General features: G+C 65.6%; 26 protein-coding genes. 5 read left to right on the top strand and 21 right to left on the bottom strand.

The annotated features are described in order from the left end of the window. Nucleotides 1-8: 8 nt before the first annotated feature. The 4 genes from FG486_RS08295 to uvrB all read right to left on the bottom strand — a co-directional run bounded on the left by FG486_RS08295 (nucleotide 9) and on the right by uvrB (nucleotide 3,417). The gene (locus tag FG486_RS08295; RefSeq protein ID WP_181267199.1) at nucleotides 9-413 is read right to left on the bottom strand and encodes a hypothetical protein; all 405 of its coding nucleotides are present in this window, start codon (nucleotides 411-413) and stop codon (nucleotides 9-11) included. A 101-nt stretch (nucleotides 414-514) separates the two neighbouring features. Continuing rightward, the gene (locus FG486_RS08290; protein ID WP_066279930.1) at nucleotides 515-802 is read right to left on the bottom strand and encodes an addiction module antidote protein; all 288 of its coding nucleotides are present in this window, start codon (nucleotides 800-802) and stop codon (nucleotides 515-517) included. Further along, nucleotides 780-1,157, bottom strand: a complete 378-nt coding sequence (locus FG486_RS08285; RefSeq protein ID WP_082751047.1) for a type II toxin-antitoxin system RelE/ParE family toxin — start codon at nucleotides 1,155-1,157, stop codon at nucleotides 780-782. The genes FG486_RS08290 and FG486_RS08285 overlap by 23 nt, the downstream gene beginning before the upstream one ends. Before the next feature lie 79 nt (nucleotides 1,158-1,236). Continuing rightward, the gene (gene uvrB, locus FG486_RS08280) at nucleotides 1,237-3,417 is read right to left on the bottom strand and encodes an excinuclease ABC subunit UvrB (RefSeq protein ID WP_181267198.1); all 2,181 of its coding nucleotides are present in this window, start codon (nucleotides 3,415-3,417) and stop codon (nucleotides 1,237-1,239) included. 136 nt (nucleotides 3,418-3,553) lie between these two features. Between uvrB and FG486_RS08275 the strand changes: the two genes are divergently transcribed. The 5 genes from FG486_RS08275 to FG486_RS08255 all read left to right on the top strand — a co-directional run bounded on the left by FG486_RS08275 (nucleotide 3,554) and on the right by FG486_RS08255 (nucleotide 7,643). After that, entirely contained in the window at nucleotides 3,554-4,114 is a 561-nt protein-coding gene (locus tag FG486_RS08275) for a DUF3617 domain-containing protein (RefSeq protein WP_181267197.1), read from the top strand. 119 nt (nucleotides 4,115-4,233) lie between these two features. Then, nucleotides 4,234-5,322, top strand: a complete 1,089-nt coding sequence (locus FG486_RS08270) for a serine hydrolase domain-containing protein (RefSeq protein WP_181267196.1) — start codon at nucleotides 4,234-4,236, stop codon at nucleotides 5,320-5,322. 54 nt (nucleotides 5,323-5,376) lie between these two features. After that, on the top strand, nucleotides 5,377-5,772 hold the full coding sequence (locus FG486_RS08265; protein WP_181267195.1) for a VOC family protein: 396 nt from the start codon (nucleotides 5,377-5,379) through the stop codon (nucleotides 5,770-5,772). Between the two features lie 184 nt (nucleotides 5,773-5,956). Then, nucleotides 5,957-7,312 carry an amidohydrolase gene (locus FG486_RS08260; protein WP_181267194.1) on the top strand — a complete coding sequence of 452 codons (1,356 nt, stop codon included), beginning with the start codon at nucleotides 5,957-5,959 and terminating at the stop codon, nucleotides 7,310-7,312. 7 nt (nucleotides 7,313-7,319) lie between these two features. Further along, entirely contained in the window at nucleotides 7,320-7,643 is a 324-nt protein-coding gene (locus tag FG486_RS08255) for an HNH endonuclease (RefSeq protein WP_181267193.1), read from the top strand. Between the two features lie 385 nt (nucleotides 7,644-8,028). Here FG486_RS08255 and FG486_RS08250 read toward each other — a convergent pair whose 3' ends face one another. The 17 genes from FG486_RS08250 to FG486_RS08170 all read right to left on the bottom strand — a co-directional run bounded on the left by FG486_RS08250 (nucleotide 8,029) and on the right by FG486_RS08170 (nucleotide 26,307). Further along, nucleotides 8,029-8,775 carry a hypothetical protein gene (locus FG486_RS08250; protein WP_241695662.1) on the bottom strand — a complete coding sequence of 249 codons (747 nt, stop codon included), beginning with the start codon at nucleotides 8,773-8,775 and terminating at the stop codon, nucleotides 8,029-8,031. Nucleotides 8,776-8,952: 177 nt separating this feature from the next. Continuing rightward, nucleotides 8,953-10,086, bottom strand: a complete 1,134-nt coding sequence (gene pufC, locus FG486_RS08245) for a photosynthetic reaction center cytochrome PufC (protein ID WP_181267192.1) — start codon at nucleotides 10,084-10,086, stop codon at nucleotides 8,953-8,955. Nucleotides 10,087-10,091: 5 nt separating this feature from the next. Beyond that, nucleotides 10,092-11,147: a photosynthetic reaction center subunit M gene (pufM, locus tag FG486_RS08240; RefSeq protein WP_066279956.1), complete on the bottom strand. Its 1,056-nt coding sequence runs from the start codon at nucleotides 11,145-11,147 to the stop codon at nucleotides 10,092-10,094. 14 nt (nucleotides 11,148-11,161) lie between these two features. After that, the gene (gene pufL, locus FG486_RS08235) at nucleotides 11,162-11,986 is read right to left on the bottom strand and encodes a photosynthetic reaction center subunit L (RefSeq protein ID WP_023839309.1); all 825 of its coding nucleotides are present in this window, start codon (nucleotides 11,984-11,986) and stop codon (nucleotides 11,162-11,164) included. A 176-nt stretch (nucleotides 11,987-12,162) separates the two neighbouring features. Continuing rightward, nucleotides 12,163-12,348, bottom strand: coding sequence for a light-harvesting antenna LH1, alpha subunit (pufA, locus tag FG486_RS08230; protein ID WP_023839308.1), 186 nt, complete (start codon nucleotides 12,346-12,348; stop codon nucleotides 12,163-12,165). Between the two features lie 15 nt (nucleotides 12,349-12,363). After that, nucleotides 12,364-12,576 carry a light-harvesting antenna LH1, beta subunit gene (pufB, locus tag FG486_RS08225; protein ID WP_023839307.1) on the bottom strand — a complete coding sequence of 71 codons (213 nt, stop codon included), beginning with the start codon at nucleotides 12,574-12,576 and terminating at the stop codon, nucleotides 12,364-12,366. Nucleotides 12,577-12,708: 132 nt separating this feature from the next. Then, nucleotides 12,709-14,163, bottom strand: coding sequence for a chlorophyllide a reductase subunit Z (gene bchZ, locus FG486_RS08220; RefSeq protein WP_181267191.1), 1,455 nt, complete (start codon nucleotides 14,161-14,163; stop codon nucleotides 12,709-12,711). Further along, the gene (bchY, locus tag FG486_RS08215; protein WP_181267190.1) at nucleotides 14,160-15,704 is read right to left on the bottom strand and encodes a chlorophyllide a reductase subunit Y; all 1,545 of its coding nucleotides are present in this window, start codon (nucleotides 15,702-15,704) and stop codon (nucleotides 14,160-14,162) included. Before bchY ends, bchZ begins: the two co-directional genes overlap by 4 nt. Further along, on the bottom strand, nucleotides 15,701-16,699 hold the full coding sequence (locus FG486_RS08210) for a chlorophyllide a reductase iron protein subunit X (RefSeq protein WP_066279970.1): 999 nt from the start codon (nucleotides 16,697-16,699) through the stop codon (nucleotides 15,701-15,703). Before FG486_RS08210 ends, bchY begins: the two co-directional genes overlap by 4 nt. After that, on the bottom strand, nucleotides 16,696-17,622 hold the full coding sequence (gene bchC / locus FG486_RS08205; protein WP_066280009.1) for a chlorophyll synthesis pathway protein BchC: 927 nt from the start codon (nucleotides 17,620-17,622) through the stop codon (nucleotides 16,696-16,698). Before bchC ends, FG486_RS08210 begins: the two co-directional genes overlap by 4 nt. Before the next feature lie 164 nt (nucleotides 17,623-17,786). Beyond that, a complete protein-coding gene (locus tag FG486_RS08200; RefSeq protein ID WP_241695661.1) occupies nucleotides 17,787-18,896 on the bottom strand; it encodes a methyltransferase in 1,110 nt (369 codons plus the stop codon). 5 nt (nucleotides 18,897-18,901) lie between these two features. Then, entirely contained in the window at nucleotides 18,902-19,795 is an 894-nt protein-coding gene (bchO, locus tag FG486_RS08195) for an alpha/beta fold hydrolase BchO (protein ID WP_181267189.1), read from the bottom strand. After that, the gene (locus tag FG486_RS08190) at nucleotides 19,792-21,510 is read right to left on the bottom strand and encodes a magnesium chelatase subunit D (RefSeq protein ID WP_181267188.1); all 1,719 of its coding nucleotides are present in this window, start codon (nucleotides 21,508-21,510) and stop codon (nucleotides 19,792-19,794) included. The genes bchO and FG486_RS08190 overlap by 4 nt, the downstream gene beginning before the upstream one ends. Beyond that, nucleotides 21,507-22,505, bottom strand: coding sequence for a magnesium chelatase ATPase subunit I (gene bchI, locus FG486_RS08185; protein ID WP_066274120.1), 999 nt, complete (start codon nucleotides 22,503-22,505; stop codon nucleotides 21,507-21,509). Before bchI ends, FG486_RS08190 begins: the two co-directional genes overlap by 4 nt. Before the next feature lie 116 nt (nucleotides 22,506-22,621). Further along, the gene (locus FG486_RS08180) at nucleotides 22,622-23,347 is read right to left on the bottom strand and encodes a sigma-70 family RNA polymerase sigma factor (protein ID WP_060978495.1); all 726 of its coding nucleotides are present in this window, start codon (nucleotides 23,345-23,347) and stop codon (nucleotides 22,622-22,624) included. 45 nt (nucleotides 23,348-23,392) lie between these two features. Further along, nucleotides 23,393-25,504, bottom strand: coding sequence for a flagellar biosynthesis protein FlhA (flhA, locus tag FG486_RS08175; protein WP_066274121.1), 2,112 nt, complete (start codon nucleotides 25,502-25,504; stop codon nucleotides 23,393-23,395). Between the two features lie 5 nt (nucleotides 25,505-25,509). Beyond that, nucleotides 25,510-26,307, bottom strand: a complete 798-nt coding sequence (locus tag FG486_RS08170) for a transglycosylase SLT domain-containing protein (protein ID WP_137775779.1) — start codon at nucleotides 26,305-26,307, stop codon at nucleotides 25,510-25,512. Between the last annotated feature and the right edge of the window lie 207 nt (nucleotides 26,308-26,514).

Below are 26,514 nucleotides of genomic sequence, written 5' to 3'. Positions count from 1 at the left end.
GCCGAGCGTTACTCGCCCGCGCGCGCCAGCACTTCGGGCAGATATTGCTCGCCCAGCGTCCCACAATTGTCGGCCAGACCTTCGAGATCCTTGGCCATTGCCTTGTCATCGGCGACCATCGCCACCGCAAATATCTGCGCCTGTTCCTCGAGCGCCTTTTCCGCCTTGGCGCTGTCACCGCCCGGCGCCAGCAGCACCGCGCCGGTCATGAACGCCGTCGCCAGCTCGGTCGCCTCGCCGCTGGTTTTCTTGTCGTCCTCGGTTACCGCTGCAGCCGCCGAAAAGAACGCCGCGCAGCTCAGCAGCGAGTCATACCCGTCCTTGTCGGACAGGGTCTGGGCATGCGCCGGGGTAGCCAGCGCGCCAAGGGCTGCAGCGCCAACAAGGGGGCGGGAGAAAAGGGAAGAAACCATGCAGGACGTCCGATCAGTCTTGCCCCGCCGAAATGCACGGGGCCACGGTGCGACCCGCTGGAACGATGCGTGCCGCGTTTCGGCGGCGATGGCAATAGCGGTCAGGCGGCGTCGCGCGTCACCGAGAGGCGGAGACCAAGGGCGGACAGCACGGCCATCAGCGTTTCGAGCGTCGGATTGCCGTTCTCTGACAGCGCATTGTAGAGCGCCTGACGGCCAAGCCCGGTGCGCTTGGCGATCTCGGTCATGCCCTTGGATCGCGCCACATCCCCCAGCGCCCGGGCAATTTCCTGTGGGGTGCCATCTTCCATCCAGACGTTGAGATAGCGGACAACATCGTCTTCGCTGGTCAGAAACTCTGCGGGATCAAACGTCCTGGTCTCCACCATCACTAAGCACCTCTTTCGCGAGCTTACGAGCCAGTGCAATATCGCGCGGCTGGCTGTCCTTGTCTCCGCCGACCAGCAGCAACACCACCGTGTCGCCCACCATCGTGAAATATGCGCGGTAACCGGGGCCGAAGAACATGCGGAGCTCCGACACGCCTTCGCCCACAGCCTTGCAGTCGCCGAAATGTCCATCGGCCAGCCTGCGCAGCCGCTTCAGGATTCTTGCCCGCCCTTCAAGATCGCGCAACGCCTTAAGCCAGGCTGCAAACTGTTCGGTCTGCGTAACGCTGAATTGCTGTCCTTTATAAAGGACAGGCGGGTTTTTGTCAATCGATCCGTCGTTAGGCCTGGTCATCGGTACTGCTCCGGAAAGCCAAGCTTATGCGTCATCGCTGATGGTGTCGCCATTGGGCTTTTTCAGCGCCCAAAACCCCTCAAAACTTCCGCTGCGTTTTCCCGTAACGCATTTTTCGCGTCCCCGGCTTGCCCTCGGTCGCCCGTCCTTTGGGCGCGGCGACGCGCTGCTCCACCGGGAGCCCCAGCTCCTCCGCCTCCAGCTTGCGGATCTCGTCGCGCAGCCTTCCTGCTTCCTCGAATTCCAGATCGGCAGCGGCGGCGCGCATCTTCTTTTCGAGGTCCTCGATATAGGCGCGCAGATTGTGGCCGACCATGTGCGGGCGGTCGTCGACGCCGGTGTCGACCAGCACGCTGTCCTTGCTCGCGACATGCGCGATGATGTCGCCGATATTGCGCTTGATCGTGGTCGGCGTGATGCCGTGTTCGGTATTGTACGCAATCTGCTTCTCGCGGCGGCGGTTGGTCTCGTTGAGCGCGCGCTCCATGCTGCCGGTGATGCGGTCGGCATAGAGGATCACGCGACCTTCGACATTGCGCGCGGCGCGGCCGATCGTCTGGATCAGCGAGGTTTCGGAGCGCAGGAACCCTTCCTTGTCGGCATCGAGGATCGCGACCAGCCCGCATTCGGGAATGTCGAGCCCCTCGCGCAGCAGGTTGATGCCGATCAGCACGTCATAGACACCCATCCGAAGGTCGCGGATCAGTTCGATGCGCTCGAGCGTCTCGACGTCCGAGTGCATGTAGCGGACCTTGATCCCGGCCTCGTGCATGTACTCGGTCAGGTCCTCGGCCATGCGCTTGGTGAGCGTGGTGACGAGCGTGCGGTATCCCGCGGCGGCGACCTTCTTGCACTCATTGATCAGGTCGTCGACCTGCTCCTCGACCGGCTTGATCTCGACCGGCGGGTCGATCAGGCCAGTGGGGCGGATGACCTGCTCGGCGAACACGCCGCCGGTCTGCTCCATCTCCCAGTTACCGGGCGTCGCCGAGACGCTGACCGTCTGCGGGCGCATCGCGTCCCATTCGTTGAAGCGCAGCGGGCGGTTGTCGATACAGCTGGGCAGGCGGAAGCCATATTCGGCGAGCGTCAGCTTGCGCCGGTGGTCGCCGCGCGCCATCGCGCCGATCTGCGGAACGGTCTGGTGGCTTTCGTCGATGAACAGTAGCGCGTTTTCGGGCAGATATTCGAACAGGGTCGGCGGCGGCTCGCCCGGCAGGCGCCCGGTGAGGAAGCGCGAATAGTTCTCGATGCCAGCGCAGCTGCCCGTTGCCGCGATCATCTCGAGGTCGAAATTGGTGCGCTGCTCGAGCCGCTGCGCCTCGAGCAGCCGCCCTTCGGCCTCCAGTTCCTTCAGCCGCTCGGTCAACTCGAACCGGATCGCGGCCGCGGCCTGCTGCATCGTCGGGCCAGGCGTCACATAGTGCGAATTCGCATAGACGCGCACTTGCGCCAGCTTCGCGCCGGGCTTGCCGGTCAAGGGATCGAACTCGGCGATCGATTCCACCTCGTCGCCGAAGAACGAGATGCGCCAGGCGACATCCTCGTAATGCGAGGGGAAGAGTTCAAGCGTATCGCCGCGGACGCGGAAATTGCCGCGGGTGAAGCTGGCATCGTTGCGCTTGTACTGAAGCGCGACCAGCTTGCGGATCAGCTCGCGCTGGTCGACGCTCTCGCCCGCCTTGATGTCGAAGATCATCGCCGAATAGGTCTCGACCGAACCGATGCCGTAGATGCACGACACCGAGGCGACGATGATCACATCGTCGCGCTCGAGCAGCGACCGGGTCGCGGAGTGGCGCATCCGGTCGATCGCCTCGTTTACGCTCGATTCCTTCTCGATATAGGTGTCGCTGCGCGGCACATAGGCTTCGGGCTGGTAATAATCGTAATAGCTGACGAAATATTCGACCGCGTTTTCGGGGAAGAAGCTCTTGAACTCGCCATAAAGCTGCGCGGCGAGGATCTTGTTCGGCGCGAGGATCAGCGCGGGACGCTGCGTCTGCTCGATCACCTGCGCCATGGTGAAGGTCTTGCCCGATCCGGTGACGCCGAGCAGCACCTGGTCGCGGTCCTGCGCCTTGATGCCCTCGACCAGTTCCTTGATCGCGGTGGGCTGGTCGCCCGAAGGGGTGTAATCGCTGACCAGCTTGAACCGCCGCCCGCCCTCGGCCTTTTCGGGCCGCTGCGGCTTGTGCGGCACGAACGTGCCATCGGTTTGCGGCTCTTCCAGCCCGCGTCGGATTACCAGTTCAGCCATGATGCGAGATATGCGGAGCGAGCGGCACCGGCGCAAGGGTGGCGATGCGATTGCATTGGTTGGACGGGCTCTTTAGGGTCTGGCACTCAAGGACAATGCGGTCGCGCATCCACAAACCCCCTATGGAGAATTCCCCATGAAGATGCAGACTGTTTCGATCCTCGCCCTGCCGCTGCTCGCGCTGGCCGCCTGCAGCGGCGGTGGTGCCGACAAGGACGGCGACGGCAAGATCAGCAAGGAAGAGGTCGCCAAGGAAGCCGAATCGATCAAGTTCAGCCCCGGCGAATGGGAGAACAAGGTCGAGATCGTCGACGTGAAGTTCGACGAGAGCAAGCTGCCCCCCGAAGCCAAGGGCATGACCGGCGCGATCGTCAAGCAGATGGTGGGCCAGGTCCAGACCACCAAGAACTGCCTGACCGAGGAACAGGCGAAGAAGCCGGGGGCGGACTTCCTCGCCGGGGCCGAGAATGACGAGTGCACCTACAAGAAGTTCAATCTTTCGGGCGGCAAGATCGATGCCGATATCGAGTGCAAGGGCAAGGAAGCGGGCCAGCAAGGCAATATCAAGCTCAGCGGCACCTTCACCGGCACCACCTATGACATGCAGATGGACATGGTCATGCAGTCGCCGCAGACCGGATCGATGACGATCAAGGCGAAGAACAGCGCCAAGCGCATCGGCGAATGCAAGGCCTGATCTTTCGAGCCATGTTCTTGCTTCCGTCACCCCCGCGCACGCGGGGGTCCCGCTTCCTGAAGCAGCTTTGGCGCAAAAGCGGGATTCCCGCCTTCGCGGGAATGACGGTGCTGGCTGTCATGGTAGTGGCTGCCCTCAGCGTCCCAGCCACCGCGCAGACCGATGAGAATGTCCGCATCGCGCTGAAATTCACCGCTGACCGGCTCGATCGCGGCAAGGTCACCGGCCTTGCCCACCGCCCGAGCATGCGCGAGGCAACGCTCGACGATCCGGTGCGCATCGCTTCGATCTCGAAGCTTGCGGTGGGCGTCGCGGTGATGCGGCTGGTCGACAAGGCGGTGCTCGATCTCGACCGCGACGTGTCGCTCTATCTCGGCTGGCGGGTCGTGCATCCGGGGTTCCCGGCGCAGAAGATCACGCTGCGACTGTTGCTGTCGCACCAGTCGGGGCTGAAGGATGATGCAGGCTATTTCATCCCGCTCGATGCCAGCCTCGCCGATCTGCTCGCCAAGCCCGAAGCCTGGGATGCGACCCATGCCCCCGGCGCCTATTTCCGCTATGCCAATGTCAACTTTCCCGTCATCGCTGCGGTGATGGAGGCGGCGAGCGGCAAGCGCTTCGACCGGATCATGGCCGAAGAGGTGTTCGATCCGCTCGCCATCCCCGCCTGCTACAACTGGTCGGGCTGCAAGCCGGGCGCGGCCAAGACCGCGATCACGCTCTACAATCCCGATGGTACGATCGCGCGCGATGACTGGATTGGCGCGCCCGACCAGTGCGCCTATGTGCCCACGAGCGATGGTCGATGCGATATCGAGCTTTATGCGCCGGGCAGAAACGGATCGGCCTTCAGCCCGCAGGGCGGCATGCGCATTTCCGCCGGTGGCCTCGCGCGGCTGGGCCAGATGCTGCTGAACGGCGGCGACGGGCTGCTCACCCCGGAGTCCTTCGCCGAACTCACCCGCGCGCAATGGCGCTTCGATGGCAGCAATGGCGATGACGATCGCGGCTATTTCCAGGCCTTCGGACTCGGCGTGCAGCGGATCGAGAAGCCCGATGGATCGGTGTGGATCGGCCATCCGGGCGAGGCCTATGGGCTGCGCGCAGGTTTGTGGGTCAACCGGGCAAGCGGTGAAGGTGTTGTACGGATCAGCACGGGAAATGCGGAAGATTACCCGATAGGTCATTGCCTCGACACATGTCCATGATAGGTTGCGATCTGCAACTGGCCGGAGTCGGGCCGGGCGAGCAGGAGACACCACATGATCGGATATGTTACCGTCGGATCCAACGATCTCGACAAGGCGCGCGCTTTCTATGCAGGGCTGGTCGGCGCGCTGGGCGGCAGCGAGCTGATGCGGATGGAAGAGAACGGCTTCACGCTGTTCGGCACCGCCTGGGGCACGCCGGGCATCGCCATCACCCGGCCCTATAATGGCGAGCCGGCGACCGTTGGCAACGGCATGATGATCGCTCTGGCCATGGATGCGCGCTCCAAGGTCGACATGCTGCACGCCAAGGCGCTCGAACTCGGCGGCACCTGCGAGGGCGAACCGGGTCTGCGCGGCCCCGAGGGCGACCAGGCCTTTTACGGTGCCTATTTCCGCGACCTTGACGGCAACAAGCTTTGCGCGTTCAAGGTGGGTCCGGCGGATTGATCACCGCGATCTTTCACTCTTCATGAATATCGTAACCCCCGCGCAGGCGGGGATTCCGCTTCGCTACAACTCTGTTGGAGAAGCGGGATTCCCGCCTGCGCGGGAATGACGATAGATTCCGCGATCGCAGGCGCTATAGTCGCGCGAACGGCGCAGGAACGCCTTGGGGAAAAAGGGGAAATCGATGAACAGAGCAACGGCTTTCGGCCTGATCGGCAGCGCGATGGCACTCGCGCTCTTCGCACCGGCGCAGGCGCAGGATGCGCTCGGCAAGGCGGTGGCGAGCGATTATGACGCGAAGCTCGAAAAGCTGTTCCTCGATTTCCACGCCAATCCCGAACTGTCGTTCAAGGAAACGCGCACCGCAAAGATCATCGCGGCCGAACTGCGCGCCGCCGGTGCCACGGTTACCGAGGGCGTCGGCGTGACCGGCGTGGTCGGCATCATGAAGAATGGCGACGGCCCGGTGATCATGGTGCGCGCCGATATGGACGGCCTGCCGCTCGCCGAGGATAGCGGCCTGCCCTATGCCTCAAAGGTCCGCCAAGTCGATATCGACGGCACCGAAAAGCCGGTGATGCACGCGTGCGGGCACGACACGCACATCACCTCGATGATCGGCACCGCGCGCCGCCTCGCCGCGATGAAGGACCAGTGGAAGGGCACCGTGGTGTTCGTCGCGCAACCGGCGGAAGAGCGGATCGGCGGCGCGGCCAAGATGATGCAGGACGGCCTGTACACCCGGTTCCCCAAGCCCGATTACGCGCTGGCCTTCCACGTCTCCGCCGGGACGCCCACGGGCAAGATCGAGATCCAGCCAGGGCTCACCGCCTCGTCTTCGGATTCGGTCGACATCACCATTTTCGGCGTCGGCACGCACGGCGCCTATCCGCACATGGGCAAGGACCCGATCGTAATGGGCGCGGAGATCGTGATGGCGCTGCAGACCCTGGTCTCGCGCGAGATCTCGCCGCTCGAGGCTGGCGTGGTGACGGTCGGCTCGTTCCATTCTGGCTTCAAGCACAACATCATTTCGGACAAGGCCGAGCTGCAGCTCACCGTCCGGTCGAACGACAATGCGGTGCGCCAGAAGCTGCTCGACGGGATCAAGCGCATTGCCGAGAATGTCGGGCGCTTGAACGGCCTGCCCGAAGACAAGCTGCCCCAGGTGAAGGTCGGCTTCGAATCGACCCCGGTGACGGTCAACGACAAGCCGCTGACCGAACGGATCACCAAGACCTTCGCCAAGCGCTTTGGCGAGGCCGCGCTGCTGACCAGCGAGCCGCAGACCGGCATGGGCGCGGAGGATTTCGCCTATTTCGTCGCGCCCAATACCGATGTGCCGGGGCTGTACTTCAACGTCGGCGGCACCCCGCAGGCGGATATCGACGCTGCCAGGGCGGGCAAGCTGACGCTGCCGGCGCATCACAGCCCGTTCTTCAAGGTCATGCCGCGCGAATCGATCACACTGGCGACCGAGGCGATGGTGACCGCGGTCATCGATCTGCTCGGCCCCGGCAACGGCCCGACCGCGGATTGATGCGCTGATGCCCAAACGCCGCGCCTGGGAAGAGGAAGAGGACGAAGCCGCTGCACCGCCGCCCGAGCCGTGCTGGCTGTGCGGGCGCGATCTCGGCGAGCTGATCGAATGGCACCATCCGGTGCCCAAATCGAAAGGCGGCAAGGCGCGCGTCGCGGTTCACCCGATCTGCCACCGCACCATCCACGCGCATTTCACCAATGCCGAGCTGGGGCGGATCGGCGAGGACGTCGAGGCTTTGCGCGACCATCCGGAGATCGCGAAGTTCCTGACCTGGGTCGCGGGCAAGCCTGCGGATTTCAACGCGCCGACGAAGAAGAAGGAGCGGTAAGGGGGCAGCGGTCCTTTTGAGCCAGATGCCCCCCCGCGCTCAGCCTGAGCCTGTCGAAGGCCCCGCGCTGATGGTTACGATATGACTCCCGTCACCCCCGCGCAGGCGGGGGTCCCGCTTTTTGCGCAGCCGCCAAAGATCAAGCGGGATTCCCGCGTTCGCGGGAATGACGAGGAGCATATTGCAACTCCTGGCGCGGGACCATCGACACGCTCAGGCTGAGCGGAGGTTGAACAGGAAACCCCCGCGCGCCCTATTCCCCTTTGTCAGGCCGACTGACGCTCCAATACTGCCAGGCGCAGAAGCCGAGCACCAGCACGCCTGACATCAGCATCTCGATGATGCCCAGATTGTTGACGATCCAGTCTTTCATGCGCGCGCTCCCCTAGGCCTGCCGCCGCTGCACGGACCTGGTCCCGCTGCCCGCGCGCGGGCGGTGAGCGAGCGTGTAGCGGATGATCAGGCTCACCCCGATGACGCTCGGCACCGCCCAGATCAGCGGATTGAAGACATGATCGGGCACCAGCCGGATCAGCCCGACCGAGAGGAAGGCGGTATAGGCCGAAATCCCCATGCCGAGCAGCGCGCGGAAATGTTCGGGCACATGCGCACGCGGCGGGGCGCTGGGCCGCCAGACATAGAAGAGCTGCGTCGCCACCGCAGTCAGCCCGACCACGGCGAGCGCGGCCATCAGCGGTTGCGCGATTATCAGCCCGTAATAGCCGCACCAGGCGGCGGAGGCGATCACCGCGCCGAACAGCGCGAGATAATGTGGCGCGCGCAGCGCCGCGCGGTTGGCGCGGTGGCGGACGACGGCGAGGCCATAGACCGCAAAGCCGATGGTCAGCATGCCGAGATAGAGCATCATCCAGCCGAACAGCCCGTCGAACAGCACCCGGTCGGTGATCATCGGCAGCCGCTCTTCCGGCCCGTAGAGCGACAGCAGCGCCATCGCGATGGCCAATATGCCTGCCCCGATAAAGGCGAGCGTCGCCACCCGCCCCCATTTGCGATGCGCCGCGCCGCCCTTGCGCGAGGCGATGGGCACCCAGAACGCGATCAGCCCGGTTGCCCCGCAGATGACGTGGAGGACAACCAGGGCTTCGAACAGGTGCATGAGATGGCCGTTCAAGAAAACGAAATCCTCCCCGAGCTTGTCTCGGGGAGGGGGACCGCCGACCGCAGGTCGGGGGTGGAGGGGAAACGGTATGGCATGTCGCGGAAGCTATAGGCTATCCCGCTGCCCCTCCACCACCCGCTTCGCGGGCGGTCCCCCTCCCCCAGCAAGCTGGGGGAGGATTTCATCAGGTCAGTTCCCAGCCGCAGCAGGCGCTGCCGCCGCCGCTGCCGGAGCAGGCGCTACCATGCCGGGCATGGCCGGAGCCGCACCGGCAGGCGCTGCGCCAGGCACAGCTCCCTTGGGTCCGAGCGTCAGCAGGGCCGGATAGTCCTTGGCCATCTGCGCCCCGCCCAGCGGTTTGCGCTGGATCTGGTGGCAGGTGGCGCAGTTGGTCTTGTACGGATCCCCCTGCGGTCCGAGCCGGTTGGCCGGGAACACGCTGGTCAGCGGGTGGATATATTCCTGATTGGCATTCTTGACCATCTGCAGGCCGTACCAGGCCTGGGCGCGCTGCGGGCTCGACTGGCCCCATTGCGCAAAGGCACGGCTGTTGTGGCAATAGGTGCAGTTGACGTTCAGCGATCGCGACAGGTGCATCATGATCGCGTAATTGGCTTCCGCATCCTTGGTGCCCTTGAGGTTAAGCGTCGTGGGGTGGATCGTCTTCGATTGCACCCGCGCCGCCTTGGCATCGAGCCCCAGATACATGCTCGCCGTGCTCAGTGGCAGCGAGGCATAGGCGGTCACCGGGCTGGGCGTGTTCTGGCCACGCTTGTTGCCCATCAGACGCCCGTCGCTGGGCTTGGGATCGGTCCAGACATATTTCGGCACCGCATTGCCGCGATGGCAGGTATAGCAGGTCACGCCGGTCTTCTTGACGTGGTCCGAATAGTTCTGGTTGATGTTCTGCGTCATCTGGATCATCCGGCGCGCGACAACCTTGGTATATTTGCTGTCGTCGGCCAGATTTTCGGCATTGTGGCAGTAGTTGCACCCGGCCTGTTCAGGCGGGGCGTCGGCCGGAACGATCCACTGGGTGATCGCCGCCATGGTATAGTCGAACTCTTCCTGGCTGACATGACCCAGCACCTTGACGTTCTGATACACCTCGCTTGCCTTCGGACCCGATGGGGGCGGAAGCTCATAGGGAGGCGGCGGAACGGTGCCGGGATCGATCTTGTTGTCAGGATCGCTGATCTGGGCGATGCCGGTTCCCCGGAAACCGCCCTGTTCGGAGGTCTTGGGGCCGATGTCACAGGCCCCGAGCGAGAGCGCGGCCACGGCCAGCGCTCCCATGGTGGTGAGTTTGGATAGGGTCAACATGGCTGTCAGTTCCCTTCTGCCGGGCTGGGGGCCGCAGGCGCAGCAGCGCCAGGGTCCGCAGCCATCAGGCTCGGTTCCGCCGGCACCGGAGCCGGTGCGACGAAACTCGTGCTCGGATCAACAACACCGGTATCGGGATAGGCAGGCGCAAAACCATGCTCCTGAGCCCAGAGATACCAGTTATCGACAACCGTGCCGGTGAGCAGGATGCCGATGCCGCCGGTAAGTGTGGTCAGCACCGCAAACCACCAGGCCCAACGATGGATCGATTCCATGGTGGCATTGAAGCCCATGGTCCAGCGCCAGAACAGTCCGGCGCGTTCGCTGGCCGTTCCGCGATCGTAGATCTGTTCGATCTCGCGCTCGCCACCATAGCGACCCACAGCCAGAATTGTGGCGCCGTGCATCGCAAAAAGCAAGGTGGAGCCATAGAGGAAGGCGATCGAAAGCGCGTGGAACGGATTGTAGAACAGGTTGCCGTAACGGATCGAGAAAGCCGCGGTCCAATCGAGGTGCGGGAAGATGCCGAAGGGCACGGCTTCCGACCAGCTGCCGAGCAGGAACGGGCGGATGATGCCGAGCACCAGATACAGCCAGATTGCGCTCGCAAAGGCCCAGGCGATGTGCGTTCCCATGCCCAGCGCCTTGGCGCGGAGATAGGTGCGGGCCCACCAGAGCAGGATCGAGGCGGTCAGGAAGAAGCCCGCGATGATCCACCAGCCGCCCTCGGCCAGCGGCACATAGACCGAGAAGCCCCATTCCGGACCCGGCGGTTCGAGCGCCAGCCAGAAGAATTCCTTGAGGAAGCGATTGGGGTTCCAGTTGACCGAAGCCAGCATGTTGAGACCCATGATCGCGATCGACAGGCTGCCGAAGAGCAGCGATGCGAGACCCAGCTTGCCGAGATAGAGCGGCCCGAGCTGCGCCTGGCCCAGCTTGCCCATCCAGTAGCTATAGGCGGTAAGCGGGATGCGCGGTTCGCTGTCGTCCTTGTGCGGCATCCCCATTTCGGGATGCCCGCGCAACTGGACCTGGGTGAAGATATTTTGGTAGCTTGCCATGGTGATTACCCCTCTCACATCCAGATCGGCAGGTTGAGCCACCACGTCCACCATTCGGGCCAGCCGCGGGTCCAGAACGGTCCGGATATGATGATGCACACAGCGCTCCAGAACCCGGCGTTCAGCGCCAGCAGCAGGCCCACGCGGTGAATGCCGAGCGTGCCGACCGAATAGCCGATCAGGTCGCGGAAGAAGGTGTCTTCATATTCGGGTGATTTCACTTCCTCACCCTTGGCCGGGTTGGTGGCCGAAAGGACCAGCGCGCCGTGCATCGAAAGCGCGAGCGTGGTGGTGAAGAAGAACGACACGGCGAGCATGTGCGCCGGGTTGTAGTGGAAGTGCAGATACTGGTAGCCGACGTTCGACACCCAGTCGAGATGGCTGAAGATGCCATAGGGGAAGCCATGTCCCCAGGCGCCCAGCAGGAACGGGCGGAACACCACCAGCGTCACATAGGCGAAGATCGCGAAGCCGAAGGCGACGGGCACATGATAGCCCATGCCCAGCTTTCGGCAGATTTCCACCTCGCGCAGCGCCCAGCTGACGAACGCGCCGATCGCGCAGACCGTGATGATCTGCCACAAGCCCCCTTCTTTCAGCGGTGCGAGGCCAAGCCCGTATTTCAGGTCCGGCGGCGCGATGCTGATCAGCCAGGGGTTCCAGGTTCCGCCCTGCGATGCACCATAGAAGATGAGCGCAGTGCCGAGCGAGGCGAAGAACAGCGTCGTGATCCCGAAGAAGCCGACATAAAATGGCCCGACCCAGAAATCGAACAGATCCCCGCCGACCAATGTTCCGCCTCTGACGCGATATTTTCTCTCGAAGCTCAAGAGCGCCATTGCCAGACTCCTTCGTTCGCCGCCGCGATAGGTGCGGCGAGCGTGAATGATTATTCCCCGTATGCGGGGACTCGTTTGTTCTCATGCATCCAGTGAAAGGGGCGGACCGGTGAAAACCGGTCCCACAGGTCCGCCCTCATCGCCTGGCAAGGCGACACACTGGCATTACCCTTAAGTCAGGGTGTAATCGCCGATGCCGCAGCAACCGCCGCAGGTGCAGCTGCCGGCATAGGGGGCTCCAGCCAGTTGTAGCGATTTGTGCTCAACAGGATGAAGTGGATGAGAAGTGCGAGGACGAACAGGAAGACCGCGAGCGCAGTCAGGATCCTGTTGCCGTCGAATGATTGCCACATTCTATGCATGATCAGGTTTCCTTCTTAGCTGAGCTGAACGTCGGTCACCGGGTCGAGGCTCGATGTCGCTTCATAGCCGGGCGTGCCCGGGAACCAGGGGCGCCATTGCCAAACCAGTACGTGCGCGATGATCGCGACGATGGTGAAGAAAGCGAAACTGGCGACGAAGAGCTTGTGGAACTCCTTCGCCTCGCTTTCTGTGAGGTAGGTCGTGGGACCCATCCCTTCATCTGCCATGAGATATTCTCCTTAGCTTCCAGATTTGGAAGAACGCCGCGTGGGCGCCTTCCAGGCGATTATCCGTGCGGGCGCAAACCCGACGCGGATAGTTGGAGGCCCCGTCCCAAGGCCGATGACTGGACAAGACGCTCACGCGACCTCACCCATATTCTGTGCGACGGCTTCCTCCACCAGCCGCACCTCGGTTACTGAATCTTCGCCTGCGCGCCGCGCTGCCCTCTCCGCAGCGTCGCGCAATGTCTTGGCCGCAGAGATGCGCACCAGCACCGGCTGCGCGTCGACCAGCCGGTCGAGCATGGCCTTGGCTTGCGGCGTCCAGGCGAGTTCCCGCTCGATCCTGGCCGGCGTCGCCGCCACCGCATCCATCTGGCTCGACAGCGGCAGGATGTGGAACAGCGCGTCGAACAGCGCATTGCACACCTCCTGCACCAGCCAGGTCGCACCCGAATAGCCCATCACCGGCGTGCCCGTGTGGCGGCGAATGACCGCGCCGGGGAAGCTTGCCGGAATGTACATGCCGCGCGCGCCGCATTCGGCCATGTACATGCGCTCGTTATAGCTGCCGAACATCACCAGCGGCGGGTTGGTGCGGATCGCCTGACGCACCGCCTCGTTGTCGGGCTTCACCCCAGCGGTGCGGCTGAAGGCGAAATTGCACGGCAGCCCCATGTCGTGCTCGAGGAAATTGCGAATGCCGCGCGCATAGGTCTCATTGGCATGGATGCCGAAGCTTGCGGTGCCGAAGAAATCCTGCGTGACCGAACGCCACAGGTCCCAGAGCGGCTTGATCGTCGTGTGCTTCTCGCGATCGATGAACGGCTCGGGGTTGAGCCCGGTCAGCTCGCCCAGCTTGCGCAGGAAGAGCGTGGTCGATTCGAGGCCGATCGGTGCCTGCAGATAGGGCCGTTCGAGCGTCTCGCACAGGTTGCGTCCGAACTCGCGGTACATGCAGATGTTCACTTCCGCATCGGCGAGCTTCTTCACATCGGCCAGATGGCTGCCCAGCGGGAAGACCATGTTGAGCTCGCAGCCGATGCCCTCGACCAGCCGCTGGATCTCGGCCAGGTCGCTCGGCATGTTGAACGTGCCGTAGATCGGGCCGATGATGTTGACCTTGGGCTTCACGCCTTCCTTGCGGGGCGCGAGCGGCTTGACCTTCTTGGGACCGAACTCGGTCCACAGCCAGGTCAGCGCGCGGTCGGCGGCCTGCCACTGGTCCTCGTCGATGGTGCGCGGCAGGAAGCGGCGGATATTGGTGCCATTGGGGGTGACGCCGCCGCCGATCATCTCGGCGATCGATCCGGTGACCACCACGGCGGGAAGATCGGGGTCGAGCGTCTGCCAGGCGCGGCGCATCGCCGCTTCGGTGCCGGTCTTGCCCAGCTCTTCCTCGCCGAGACCCGTGACGACGATCGGCAGCTCGTGCGGCGGCAGCGCGTCGGTATAATGCAATACCGAGGTGACCGGCAGGTTCTCGCAGCCCACGGGGCCGTCGATGATGACCTGCAGGCCCTTGATCGCGGTGAACGCATAGACCGCGCCCCAATAGCCGCCGGCCCGATCGTGATCGATGATGAGCGTCATGTGCCGACCGCCTCCTCGGACTTGGAGAGGCCGGCCATGCGCGCGGCATATTTCTTCTTGAACTCGGGCCGGTCGACCGGGGTGTCGCGCCAGATGCCGGCATTTTCCTGGGCGCCGACGCCGTCGAAAAAGCTCTGCATCCGGTTGAACCGGTCCTGATTGGCAAGCGCGGCATTGATGACCACCGCCAGCGAACCTGCGCCTGCAGGGCCCATCAGCGGCCGCGCGGAAATGAGGTTGGTGAAATAGAGCGCGGGGATCGCCTCGCTCTTGGCGTGCTGGACCACCGGCGTGGTGCCGATCGCCAGGTTCGGGCGGAATTCCTCGACCGCGGCAATGTCCTGTTCCAGGCTGGCGCGATACTGGATGCGCACGCCGCGGGCTTCCAGCCATTCGCGGTCGGGCTCCGACCAGCGCGTCTTGGGGCAGGCGGTGCCGACATAGGGCACGTCCGCGCCGCTTTCGATCAGCAGCCTGGCAACGAGCAGTTCGGAGCCTTCATAGCCCGAAACGGTGATGCGGCCCTGGATCGGGCTGGCGGCGAGCGCCGCGCGGATCGCGGGCAGGAAGCGGTCCTTGGCGGCATCGACCCTGTCCTGCGCGATACCGCAGGCCGCGCCCACGGCATCGAGCCAGGCCGCCGTGCCATCGACGCCGACCGGCGCGGATCCGATCACCGGACGGCCCGCCGCCTCGAACTCGCGGATGCTGGCGGTGTAGAACGGATGGATCGCCGCGACCGCAGCACAATCGAGGGCGCTGTACAGCTCGCGCCATTCGCGGGTGGGAACGACCGGGCCGGCCGCGAGGCCCAGGGGCTCGAGTAATTGCCCGATGCCAACCGGGTCAGCGGGGAACATCTCACCCAGGAGAGTCACCGTCGGCCGGTCCGGTCGATGGCTGGGGCTGGCAACCGGCCCCTGTGAAGCTTCCTTGCGGGCATAGGCGAGCATGGCGCCGGCCAGCACGTCCTTGGCCTCGGCATGCGTCGGCACGCCGAAACCGGGCACATCGATGCCGATAACGCGCACGCCGTTGATCGCCTTGGGCAGGCCCTGGAGCGGCACGCCCGAGGCGGTCGGCACGCACAGGTTGGTCACGACGATGGTGTCGTAGAGCGCGGGGTCCGCCATCTGGTGGACTGCGTCGCGAATATCCTCGTAGAGCTTCCCGGTGACCAGCGTCTCCGAGCTGAACGGCACATAGCCGACCGAGCGGCGCGCGCCGTAGAAATGCGAGGTGAAGGTCAGCCCATAGACGCAGCAGGCCGATCCCGACAGGATCGTCGCCGTGCGCCGCATGCGCAGGCCTACCCGGAGCGATCCGAAGGCCGGGCACATGCTTTGCGGCTGATCGTGCGGGCCTTGGGAAGGATCGGGGGGATAATCGGCGGCATAGCGCGCCAGAACCTCGCCCTTGCCCGCCTGCTCCGCCGCCGCGCGCATCGTGTCTTTCGACGCGCAGCCGCCCTCGACGGGAACCGCCGCAAGGTCGATCCGGTCAGGACTGCGTGGCGCGGGAAAGGCGGGGCTGTCGCTCATATCTGGTCGTACACCACTTCGAGCGAGGGCTTTTCCTCGAACACGCCGCCGCGCATGTCCGCCTGGGTCGCGGGGACCAGTTCGACATTGCCGCCGGTATCCTCGGGCTTGAACAGGCCGAGCAGCCCGTCCTGCGTGAGCGGGCGCGGATGGGTCGGCTGGGCATCGGCGACGTTGATCGCCAGTTCCTCGAACAGCGGCGCCCATTCGGTATCGGGGCGGCCGATGATCTGGTAATTGGCCGACTTGCGGCGAATGTCCTCGTTCGCGGGGATCGAGGCGAGCACCGGAATGCCCACCGCCTCGGCAAAGGCCTGCGCCTCGCCGGTGCCGTCATCCTTGTTGATCAGGATGCCCGCGACGCCGACATTGCCGCCCATCTTGCCGAAATAATCGACCGCCTTGCAGACATTGTTGGCGACATAGAGCGATTGCAGGTCGTTCGACCCGACCACGATCACCTTCTGGCACATGTCGCGCGCGATCGGCAGGCCGAAGCCGCCGCAGACCACGTCGCCGAGAAAATCGAGCAGCACGAAATCGAAGCCCCAGTCATGGAAGCCCAGCTTCTCGAGCAGTTCGAAGCCATGGATGATGCCGCGTCCGCCGCAGCCGCGTCCCACTTCGGGGCCGCCCAGTTCCATCGCGAACACGCCGTCGCGCTGGAAGCAGACATCCTCGATGCGCACCTCTTCGCCGGCGAGCTTCTTGGCGCTGCTGGTCTCGATGATGGTCGGGCAGGCCTTGCCGCCGAACAGCAGACTGGTGGTATCGGACTTGGGATCGCAGCCGATCAGCAGCACGCGCTTGCCCTGCTGCGCCATCATGTAGCTGAGGTTCGACAGGGCAAAGCTCTTGCCCGATCCACCCTTGCCATAGATGGCGATGATCTGCGTCTCCTTGGTGACCGGCCCCGTGGCGACGGGATCGGGTTCGTGCGCGGCTTCCTCGCGCAACGCGGTGACATCGGGACCAGAGTTTTCAAGCATCGTCATGCGCAAGCGCTCCAATCGAGTATCATCTTGAGGCAGGTGGGATCGGTGAACGCTGTCGGATACGCAGCGGGCGCATCGGCGACCGGCTGGACATGGCTGACCAGTCCCGAAAGGCTGAGCGCCCCGCTGGAGACCATCGCGCGGATCGCGACCAGATCGTCCGGACCCCATTCGGCGGCGACGCGGATGCGCGCCTCGCGCATGAAGGCCGGGGGAAAGGTGAAGCTCAAGGGCTGCTGGTAGAAACCGGCGAGCGTGACTTCGCCCCGCTTCGCCAGGCGACCGATCAGCGTATCGAGCAAGCCCGAATCTCCGCTGACATCGCAGATGCTGCGATAGTCGCGGCGCTCGTCTGCGTCGGGATGAATCACGGCATAGCCATGGTCGCCCGCTGCGCGCTCGGCATCGATTTCCCAGACGGTGGGCGCGGGCGCGCCGCTGGCGATGGTGAGCCGCGCGAGCAATCGGCCGAGAATGCCATGGCCGACGATCAGGTCGGGGGCTTCGCCGCCCGCCATCGCGTGCAGCGCCGTAGCCGCGAGCGCGAACAGCACGCCATCGCTGCCCCAGCTCTCGTCGATCGGCAGCGCACGGGCCGAAGGCACCACCAGCCGCCGCGCCGATCCGCCGAACAGACCGCGCGCATCGGCAAAGCAGTTGGCACCAGGCACGAACACCCATTCACCGATCCGGCCACGGCATTCGCTGCCCGACTCGACGATGCGGCCGACCGATTCATAACCGGGGACCAGCGGATACCCCATGCCGGGAAAATTGGGCATCTTGCCGGTGAACAGCAGCTTTTCGGTGCCGGTGCTGATGCCGCTCCAGGCGATCTCGACCACGACATCGCCCGATTCGGGCGCGTTCAGCGCGAGGGGGCGAAGCGCAAGGCGATGCGGCGCTTCGAAAATGACGGCCATTGCCTGCACGTGCGCGCTCCCCTTGTTCTTGTGATCCGATCCCGGAGAGGGACCTTCCATCAAGGTGTCATCTTATATTAACGCCCTCTAGTGTCAATCTAGGTTTACAGCTTGAGGCGCATTAGTTCCGCGACGGAATGCGAGCGTTTTGCAACAAGGGGAGGTCAGGCCGTAGCGGCAATCACCCGCGTGACGATGGGCAGGCCGGTGCGGCGTTCGGTCCAGCGGGCAAAGCCTGCCTTGTCCAGCATCGCGCCGATCTCGTCCGGCGTGCGCGCGCGGCCCGAGCCCATCGCGAGCAGATAGAAGCCGAAATAGGCATCCGCCATCGCCTCTGCGCCCGGCGTCCCCGCCATCGGTTCTGCGATCAGCAGCGTGTCGCCGGGCTTCAGCGCGGCGCGCACCTTGGCGAGCAGGCTCTGCGCCAGATCGTCGTCATGATCGTGCAAGATGCGGACCAGCGTGATGAGATCATAGCCGGCGGGAATCGGGTCATTGCGGAAATCGCCGGGATGCGCCGTAACGCGCACGCCCGCCTCGCCCAGCTGGCGCGCGCCGATGGCGGTGACGGCGGGCAGATCGAACAGCCCGAATTCGAGCCCCGGAGCGGCTTTCGCCACCGCCGCGATGAACGCGCCCGCGCCGCCGCCGACATCGAGCATCCGCTGGTGCTGGCCGAAGCGCCAGGCGTGCACCACCTGATCGGCGACCATCGGCTGCGAAGCGGCCATCAGCTGCGAATAGGGCGAGACCGCCGCCTGATTCTCGCCCTCGCTGCCATCGCCCAGCGCATAGGGCCAGTAGCCGGCAAGCGCGCCCGGTTCGCTGCGCTCGCCGCGCAGCAGCGACAGTGGATCGGCCAGATCGGCATAGAGCAGGTGATGGTGGCGGATCATCGCGATCGCGCCCGGATTGCCGGTCAGCGCGACACCCTGCTCGCCGAGCATCCACAGATCGTCGCCGACACATTCGATCACGCCCAGCGCCGCCGCCGCGCGCAGCAGCCTGTGGGTCGCATCCTCGCCCAGCCGCGCCAGCGCGCCGAGTTCGGCGGAGCTTGCCGCGCCCTGTTCCAGCCGCGCCACAATCCCGCCTTCGACACAGGCATAAAGCGTCTGCGAATAGGTGAACCCGGCGATGATATCGAACAGCCGCCGCGCGCGCACCCGCGATATGCCGCGCGCCAGAATCGAGCGCGAGGCCCAGGACTGGAAGGCGGGGTTTCCGATCATCCGGTTGCGCCAGCCGACCCAGCGCTGCTTGAACCCCGCCATGCTGGTCAGGCCGCCACGGCGGGGCTGGTTGCGGCAAAGGCGAGGATCATCTCGGCGATGCGATCGGGCGCCTCTTCATGCGCCAGATGTCCCAGATCGGGAATTACGGCAAGCTCGGCACCGGGGATCAGCCTGGCCGCGCGCTCGACCGAATCGGTGGGCACCATCGCGTCGCGCCCGCCATGGATCAGCAGCGTGCGTCCGGTCAGCCCCGGCAGGCTGGCCGAGAGCGTCTCCAGGTCCCAGTTCGCCATCATGCCGATCGCGCCCGCGCAATGGTCCGATGTGCGGAACAGCCTGTGGTAGAGGTCGACCCCCAGATCGTCGATTCGCGATCCGGTCGATTTCTTGAGGAAGCGCGCGACCTCGCCCCGGCTGCTTGCCATCTGGGCAAAGATCATCGCGGTGAACGGATTGACGAACAGCATCCGCGCGAGCGCCGGGAACAGCCGCGCGGCGAGCCCCGGGAACGGCATCAGCGCGGGCGTCAGGCCGATCAGCGTCGCATCCCAGCGTTCGTCCATCGCCAGCCGTGCGCCGATCGCTGCGCCCGCCGAATGGCCAACGATCACCGCCGGTGCGGGATGGCCGAGCTTCTTGAGCAGCTCGCCCAGCGCCTTTGCCATGCCCGGCAGGCTCTGCCCGCCCGAAATCCGCCCCCGGGTAAAGCCATGGCCCGGCATGTCGGGCGCGATCACCAAATAGTGCTTCGCCAGCAGCGGCAGCAGGTCGCGCCAGCTGTGCGTCGCAGCACCCGTGCCATGGACCAGCAGCAGCACCGGCGCATTCTCGGGCCCGGCGATCTGCACGTGCCAGTCGAGCATCGCGGTGCGCACGAAGCGGCTGTGCGCGCGATTGGGCCAGTCCTGCCCCTCGACCTCCCAGCGAACCGAACTCATGATGCCTTCCCGAACTGCAGCGCGGATACCGCCTGTTCCACCCCCCGCGCATCGGCGCGCGGCAGCGCCAGATAGCGCGCGCGCATCGCGGCTGCAATCGCTGCGGCCTCGGGCTGGGGCCTTGCGGAGATATCGATGACCACGCCCTGCGTTCCCGATCCGGCAAAGCGCCGCGCCGCCGCCAGCGCATCCTCGCCCGCCTGGGCGCGACCCGGCTGGCCATGCTTGTCGATATTGCCCTTGCCATCGGTGAGCAGCGCGACGAACGGCGTGCGCCCGCGCGCGGCCTGGGTCTCGGCCAGTTCCGCAGCTGCGGCCAGCCCCAGCGCGAGCGGCGTGCCGCCCCCGCCGGGTAGCTCGCCCAGCACCTTCTTGGCGCGGGTGAGCGATCGCGTCGGCGGCAGCAGCAGTTCCGCGCTGGTGCCCCTGAAGGCGATCAGCGCCACCTGCGCGCGCTTGACATAGCTTTGCGCCAGCATCAGCTCGACCGCGCCCTTGGCCTCGGCCAGCCGCGCCAGTGCCGACGATCCCGAGGCATCGACCGCGAAGATGGTCAGCGCCTCGGCGCGCTCCTCGAACCGGCGGATGCGCAGATCGCCCTTGCGGATGCGCAGCCGTTTCGGCGCGTCGGCCGCCTCCTGCTGGCGGCGGATTTCCTGCCAGGGCACCGCCGCGCGCAGCGTATCGATCAGCGCCAGCCTGGCCCCGCCGCGCGGCAGGCCGGGGCGCGCACCAAGCGGTTTCCCACGCAGCTGCGAGGCGCGCTTGCGCCCTGCCCCGCCTGCCCCCGTGGCACGGCGTGCGCTCCGCCCCTCGCCGATCCGCGCGAGCACGTCCTTGGGGATCGAAGCGAGTGCAGCGGCGAGGATGAGATCATCGAGCGCATCGGGATCATGCTGTTCCTGCTCGCTCTCGGCATCGCCGGGAGGCGGTTCGTCCTCGGCCTCGGGCGGCGGGGGCGGCGTATCGTCAGCCTTTTGCGGGATGCGCGTGGCGCGCGGACCCAGGATCGTGCGCGCGGTAAAGGCGAGGTCTTCGTCGGTGGATTCGCGCGAATGCGATTGCGCGTGCAGGCGCATGGCGGTCTGCGCGAACAGCAGCGCACGCGCGGAGTCGACGCCCAGGGCGAGCGAGAGATTGGCGAGGCTCGCAACAACCTTCTCCCCTCCGTTTGTCCCGAGCGTGTCGAGGGACGTATCGCAACCGTCCGAGATCACGTCCCTCGACTTCGCTCGGGACAAACGGGAAGGGTCATTGTCTTGGCTTTCGACTGACTTGGTTGACACAACCCCCTCGCACCAGAAGCCCACCCGCTCGGTCAGCGCCACCGGCGGTGCCTCGTCCTCGCCGCCATCGTCGAGCAGCACCAGCGCGAAGCCAGCGCCCGCATCCATCGCCTGCGCGATCCGACCCGCGACCAGCGCCGACATCCGCTCGGCCATCGGCACGACCAGCAGGCCGCCCGCAGCCTCCTGCAGCAGTCCCGTCTGCTCGATCCGGTGCCCCGCCGCCAGCGAGGCCGCGACATTGAGCCCACCGCACAGCCGCTCCTCGTCGATATGCACCGGCACCCGGCGCACGGCCCGGCCGTCGAATGCCGCCGTCAGCAGCGCCAGCGCCGCCTCGCGCTCTGGCCCCGCGCCACGCAGCCAGATGCCGCCCAGCCGGGCGGGCGCAGCGGCCAGCAACCGGGCCGCCGTCAGCGTGTCGGTCATCCGAAAAGCTCGGTCAGCGCCCGGTCGATGCGCGCGGTCGATCCCGTCTCGTCGAGCACGTCGCGGCGCAGCCGGTGGCGCAACGCCATCGGCGCGATCGCGCGCAGATGCTTGCGTTCGGCCGATTTCGCGCCCTCGAGCGCGGCATAGGCGCGGGCCGCGCGCATGAGCGTGAGTTCGCCGCGCAGGCCATCGGCCCCCACCGCGATGCACAGGCTGGCAGCATCCTGCAGCGTTTCATCGGGCATCGCGACCTTGGGCAGCGCCTTCTTGCCCTTGGCAATGCGCTTGACGATCTTGGCATCGGCCTCGGCCCAGTCTGCGGCGAATGCGGCGCCATCGCGTTCCTGCGCATCGCAGCGGCGCATGATCTCGATACGCTGTTCGATATCCTGCGGCGTTTTCACCTCGACCGACAGGCCGAACCGGTCGAGCAGCTGCGGGCGCAGTTCGCCCTCTTCCGGGTTGCCGCTGCCGATCAGCACGAATTTCGCCGGATGCCGGACCGACAGCCCCTCGCGCTCGACCAGGTTCTCGCCCGATTGCGCGACATCGAGGAGCAGGTCGACCAGATGGTCCTCGAGCAGATTGATCTCGTCGATATAGAGGTAACCGCGATGCGCGCGGGCGAGCAGCCCCGGCTCGAACGCCTTCTCGCCACGCCCCAATGCGCGTTCGAGATCGAGCGCGCCGAGCACCCGGTCCTCGGTCGCGCCCAGCGGCAGGTCGACAAACGGCACCGGCACCTTGGCGGTCTTGCGCGCGCCGCATTGGTCGGGGCAGCGATCCGCCTCATCGGGCGCGCAATTGTAGCGGCACCCGGCAATCGCCACCATCGGCGGCAGCAGCGCGGACAGCGCTCGCGCGGCGGTGGACTTGCCCGTGCCGCGATCGCCGAACACCATCACCCCGCCAATGCGCGGATCGACCGCGCTGATCAGCAAGGCACGCTTCATTTCGTCCTGGCCGACGATGGCAGAAAAGGGAAAGGCCATAGCGCCCATGTCTAACACATCGGACGGCCATCACAAGCAAAGTGTCAGGCTAGGTTGACGGTTGTTACCAGAACGAAATCCTCCCCCAGCTTGCTGGGGGAGGATTAAAGAGGATGTCAGCGCGAGCTGGCCAGCCGCTTGCGCAGGGTTTCCAGCGCGGATTTCTTGATCTGGCAGACGCGCGCGGCGGTGATGCCGAGCACCAGGCCGATTTCGTCGAGGTTCATCTCCTCGATATAATGCAGCTGCAGGATGAGCTGCTCGCGCTCCTTGAGCGTGCCGATGCTGGCGTTGAGCAGCTGCTTGAGATTGTCCGCCTCCATCCGGGTTTCGGCGGAATCCTCGGAATCGGCAAACCACATCGAATGTTCGGAATAGACCTCGTCCATCGATTCGAACTTCACGTCCTGCGCCGCGTCCGAGCGCATGCGGAATTCGGCGGCGTCCATGCCCATCGCAGCGGCCAGCTCGGCTTCGGTCGGGTTGCGGCCCAGTTCGCGCACCAGCTTCTCGCTCGCCCGGCGCAGCTGCTTGCGGAAGTCCATCGCCGACCGGCACATGTTGCTGTTGGCGCGCAGATGATCGATCAGCGCGCCGCGGATCCGCATGCTGGCATAGGTGGCAAAGCCGTGCCCGCGATCCTCGTAGTTGTTCGCCGCCTCGACCAGCGCGACCATGCCGATCTGGACCAGGTCCTCGATCTCTATCACCCCCGGTGCCATGCCGCGCACGTGCCAGGCGAGCTTGCGGACCAGCGGCAGATGCGCCTCGATCAGCTTGCCGGGCGGCACGGCGGCAGGCTTGCGGCCGTAGGTGATCGTCTCGATGGGAAGATGCTGCATGTCAGGTGTCCAGCTTCATGAGAATGTTCGGGATCGGCGTCTGCATCAGCCGCGCGAGAAGGAATGTTCGGCCTGGGGCGTGCGGTAGCCCGCCTGTCCGCCGACGGTGGCGACCACCTCGACCGGCTTGTCGTCGGGCAATTCGCGGAACGAGAGCACCGGCGTATCGGGGAAGCGCGGGCGCAGGAGATCGGCGAGCGGTTTGCGCGCCTGGGGCGAGGTGACCAGCGCATAGTTGCGCTGTTCGAGCATCAGCGGGCGCGCCGCCTGTTCGATCGCGCCCAGGATGCGCTGCGCCAGCCCCGGTTCGATCGGGAAGGCAGCGTCGCCTGCGACGCGCAGCGACTGGGCGAGCAGCGTCTCGAGCTCGGCATCCAGCGTCACCACCGGCAGCGGCAGGTTCACCGGCACCAGCGACTGGATGATGATCGATCCGATCCGCTGGCGCACGCCCTCGACGATCTGCGCCACGGTGGTGCCTTCGGCCGCCGCCTCGACCATCGCCGAGCAGATGCGGCGGAAGTCCTTGAGCGGCACGCCCTCGCGCAGCAGCTCGCGGCAGACGGCGGAGATGGTGAACAGTGACAGCGGCTGCGGGGTGAGGCCCTCGACCAGCTGGGGCGAGTTTTCCTTGAGCGTTTCGAGCAGCTTCTTGGTCTCGTCCATGCCGAACAGCTGCGCGGCGTTGAGGCGGACCATCTGGTTGAGATGCGTCGCCATGACGGTGGCAGCATCGACCACGGTATAGCCCGCGACGATCGCCTCGGCGCGCTTGTCGGCGCTGATCCACACCGCATCCATGCCGAAGGTCGGGTCCTTGCAGGCGCGGCCCTCGATCGGCGTGTCGATATCGCCGCTGTCGAGCGCGAGCAGGTCGTCGGGCCAGATCTCGTCCTCGGCGACGATCGTGCCGCCGATGGTGATGCGATAGCTGTTGGCGGGCAGCGCCATGTCGTCCTTGATGCGAACCAGCGGGATGACGAAGCCCAGTTCCTTCGAGATCTGCTTGCGGATGCCGGTGACGCGGCGCATCAGCGGCGCGTCGCGGCGCTCGTCGACCAGCGGCACCAGGCCGAAGCCGACATCGATGCCCAGCATCGCGCCATCGGACACGTCTTCCCATTCGATGGCATTGGGGTTTTCGGGCGCTGCGGGGGCGACGTTCTCGACCACGGGCGGCTTGGGACGCGACAGCTTCCACGCGATAAAGCCGGCAGCGGCGGCAGCGGGCAGGATGATGAGATGCGGCATGCCGGGCAGCACGCCCATGATGCCAAGGATCACCGCGACCGGGGTCCAGGCCTTGGCAATGGCGAACTGGCCCGATATCTGGCCGGGCAGGTCCTGCGCCGAGTTGACGCGGGTGACAATCGACGCGGCGGCGATCGACAGCAGCAGCGCGGGCACCTGCGCGACCAGCGCGTCGCCGATCGCCAGCATGGTATAGTTGGAGGCGGCTTCGGCAATGCCCAGGCCATGGCTTGCCATGCCCAGGATGATGCCGCCGACGATATTGACCACCAGGATCAGCACGCCCGCGACCGCGTCGCCCTTCACGAACTTGGACGCACCGTCCATCGACCCGTAAAAGTCCGCCTCGGTCGCGACTTCGGCGCGGCGGGCCTTGGCTTCCTCGGGCGTCATCAGGCCGGCGTTCAGGTCGGCGTCGATCGCCATCTGCTTGCCGGGCATCGCATCCAGGGTGAAGCGCGCCGACACTTCGGACACGCGGCCCGCGCCCTTGGTGATGACGACCAGGTTGATGATCATCAGGATCGCGAAGACGAAGATGCCGACGACATAGTCCCCGCCGATCAGCAGGCTGCCGAACGCCTCGATGACGTGACCTGCGGCCGCGCCGCCCTCATGCCCGTGCACCAGCACCACGCGGGTCGAGGCAACGTTGAGGCCGAGACGCAGCAGCGTCGCGAACAGCAGCACGGTGGGGAAGCTCGAGAAATCGAGCGGCTTGGTGACATTCAGCGCCACCATCAGCACCGCAAGGCTGATCATGATGTTGAAGATGAAGCCGATGTCGAGCACCATCGCGGGAACGGGCAGCACCAGGAACACCACCAGCAACAAGGTGGCGAGCGGCAGGATCGAGCCGCGCGACATGGCGAGGATATTGGCAAGCTTGCCGGAAGCAGGGTTCATCTAGGTCAGGCTCCCATCGCGGCGAGCAGCATGTAGGCCAGCCGCGCATTGTCGTTTCCGCCGATGCTGGCGGTCATTTCGGGTCGGGCGGCGCGCGCGCTGGCGAGCCGGACGTAATCGGCAGGCTGGACCTGCGGCAGATCATTGCCATCGCGCGGCAAGCGGCTGCCGCCGGCGGCTGCCGCCCCGCCGAGCTTGTCGGCAAAGCGGGTACGGATCTCGGCAAAGCTGCGCGGCGCGCCCGAGCGATCGTAGAAGATCGAGCGGTTGGCCCCGGCGGCGCGCGCGAACATCGGCGCGGCTGCGGCATCGGGATTGGCATCGTGCGCGGCGAGGAACTGGCGGGCACCTTCGGGGCCCAGGAAATGCGCGAGATACAGGTCCACCGGCGCAGCGCTGCGGCCGAGCGAGGATTCGAGATACTGGCGGTTGTCGGATGCGAATTCGCCCGCCATCAGCGCGGCAATTTCGGGATTCTTGCGCAGCGCGAGGATCGACTGACGGGTCTGCGGATCGTCGACACGGTAGCGGCCGCGCCCGTCGCGCTGAATGGCGTTGGCGGCCCAGTCCAGCCCGTGCTTGTATCCGTGCTTCTCGACAACGCCGAGCCAGCTCTGGTCGATGAACTGGTACAGGCCGGTCGCCGACGAGGTTCCCGCCTTGGCGTTGGGGTTGAGCCCGCTCTCGATGCGCGCCTGGCCCATGAGATAGTCGAAATCCACGCCCGTGCGCTGCGCAGACGCGGCAATCGCGCGGGTGACGCGATCTCCTGCATTGCTGACACTGCCAAGATACGAGGACAAAACGGCTCTCCAGAGTTACTGGAGACGTTCACAGCAAAAGCTGTGCCAATTTGGGGATGTTGCCGCCCTTGCCCGCAGCTGCCGTCGATCCTCTCCCCTCCCGCTTGCAGGAGGGGCAGGTTCAGCCTGCTGAACCGGGGTGGGATAGGAGCACGACCGGTGGCGCTAGCCCACCCCGCACTTCGGGCACCCTCCTGCACGCGGGAG

Source organism: Blastomonas ursincola (assembly GCF_013607875.1).
Classification (GTDB): Bacteria; Pseudomonadota; Alphaproteobacteria; order Sphingomonadales; family Sphingomonadaceae; genus Blastomonas; species Blastomonas ursincola.
The sequence above is the reverse complement of the archived record's forward strand: the minus strand, read 5'-3'. Positions and strand labels throughout refer to the sequence as shown.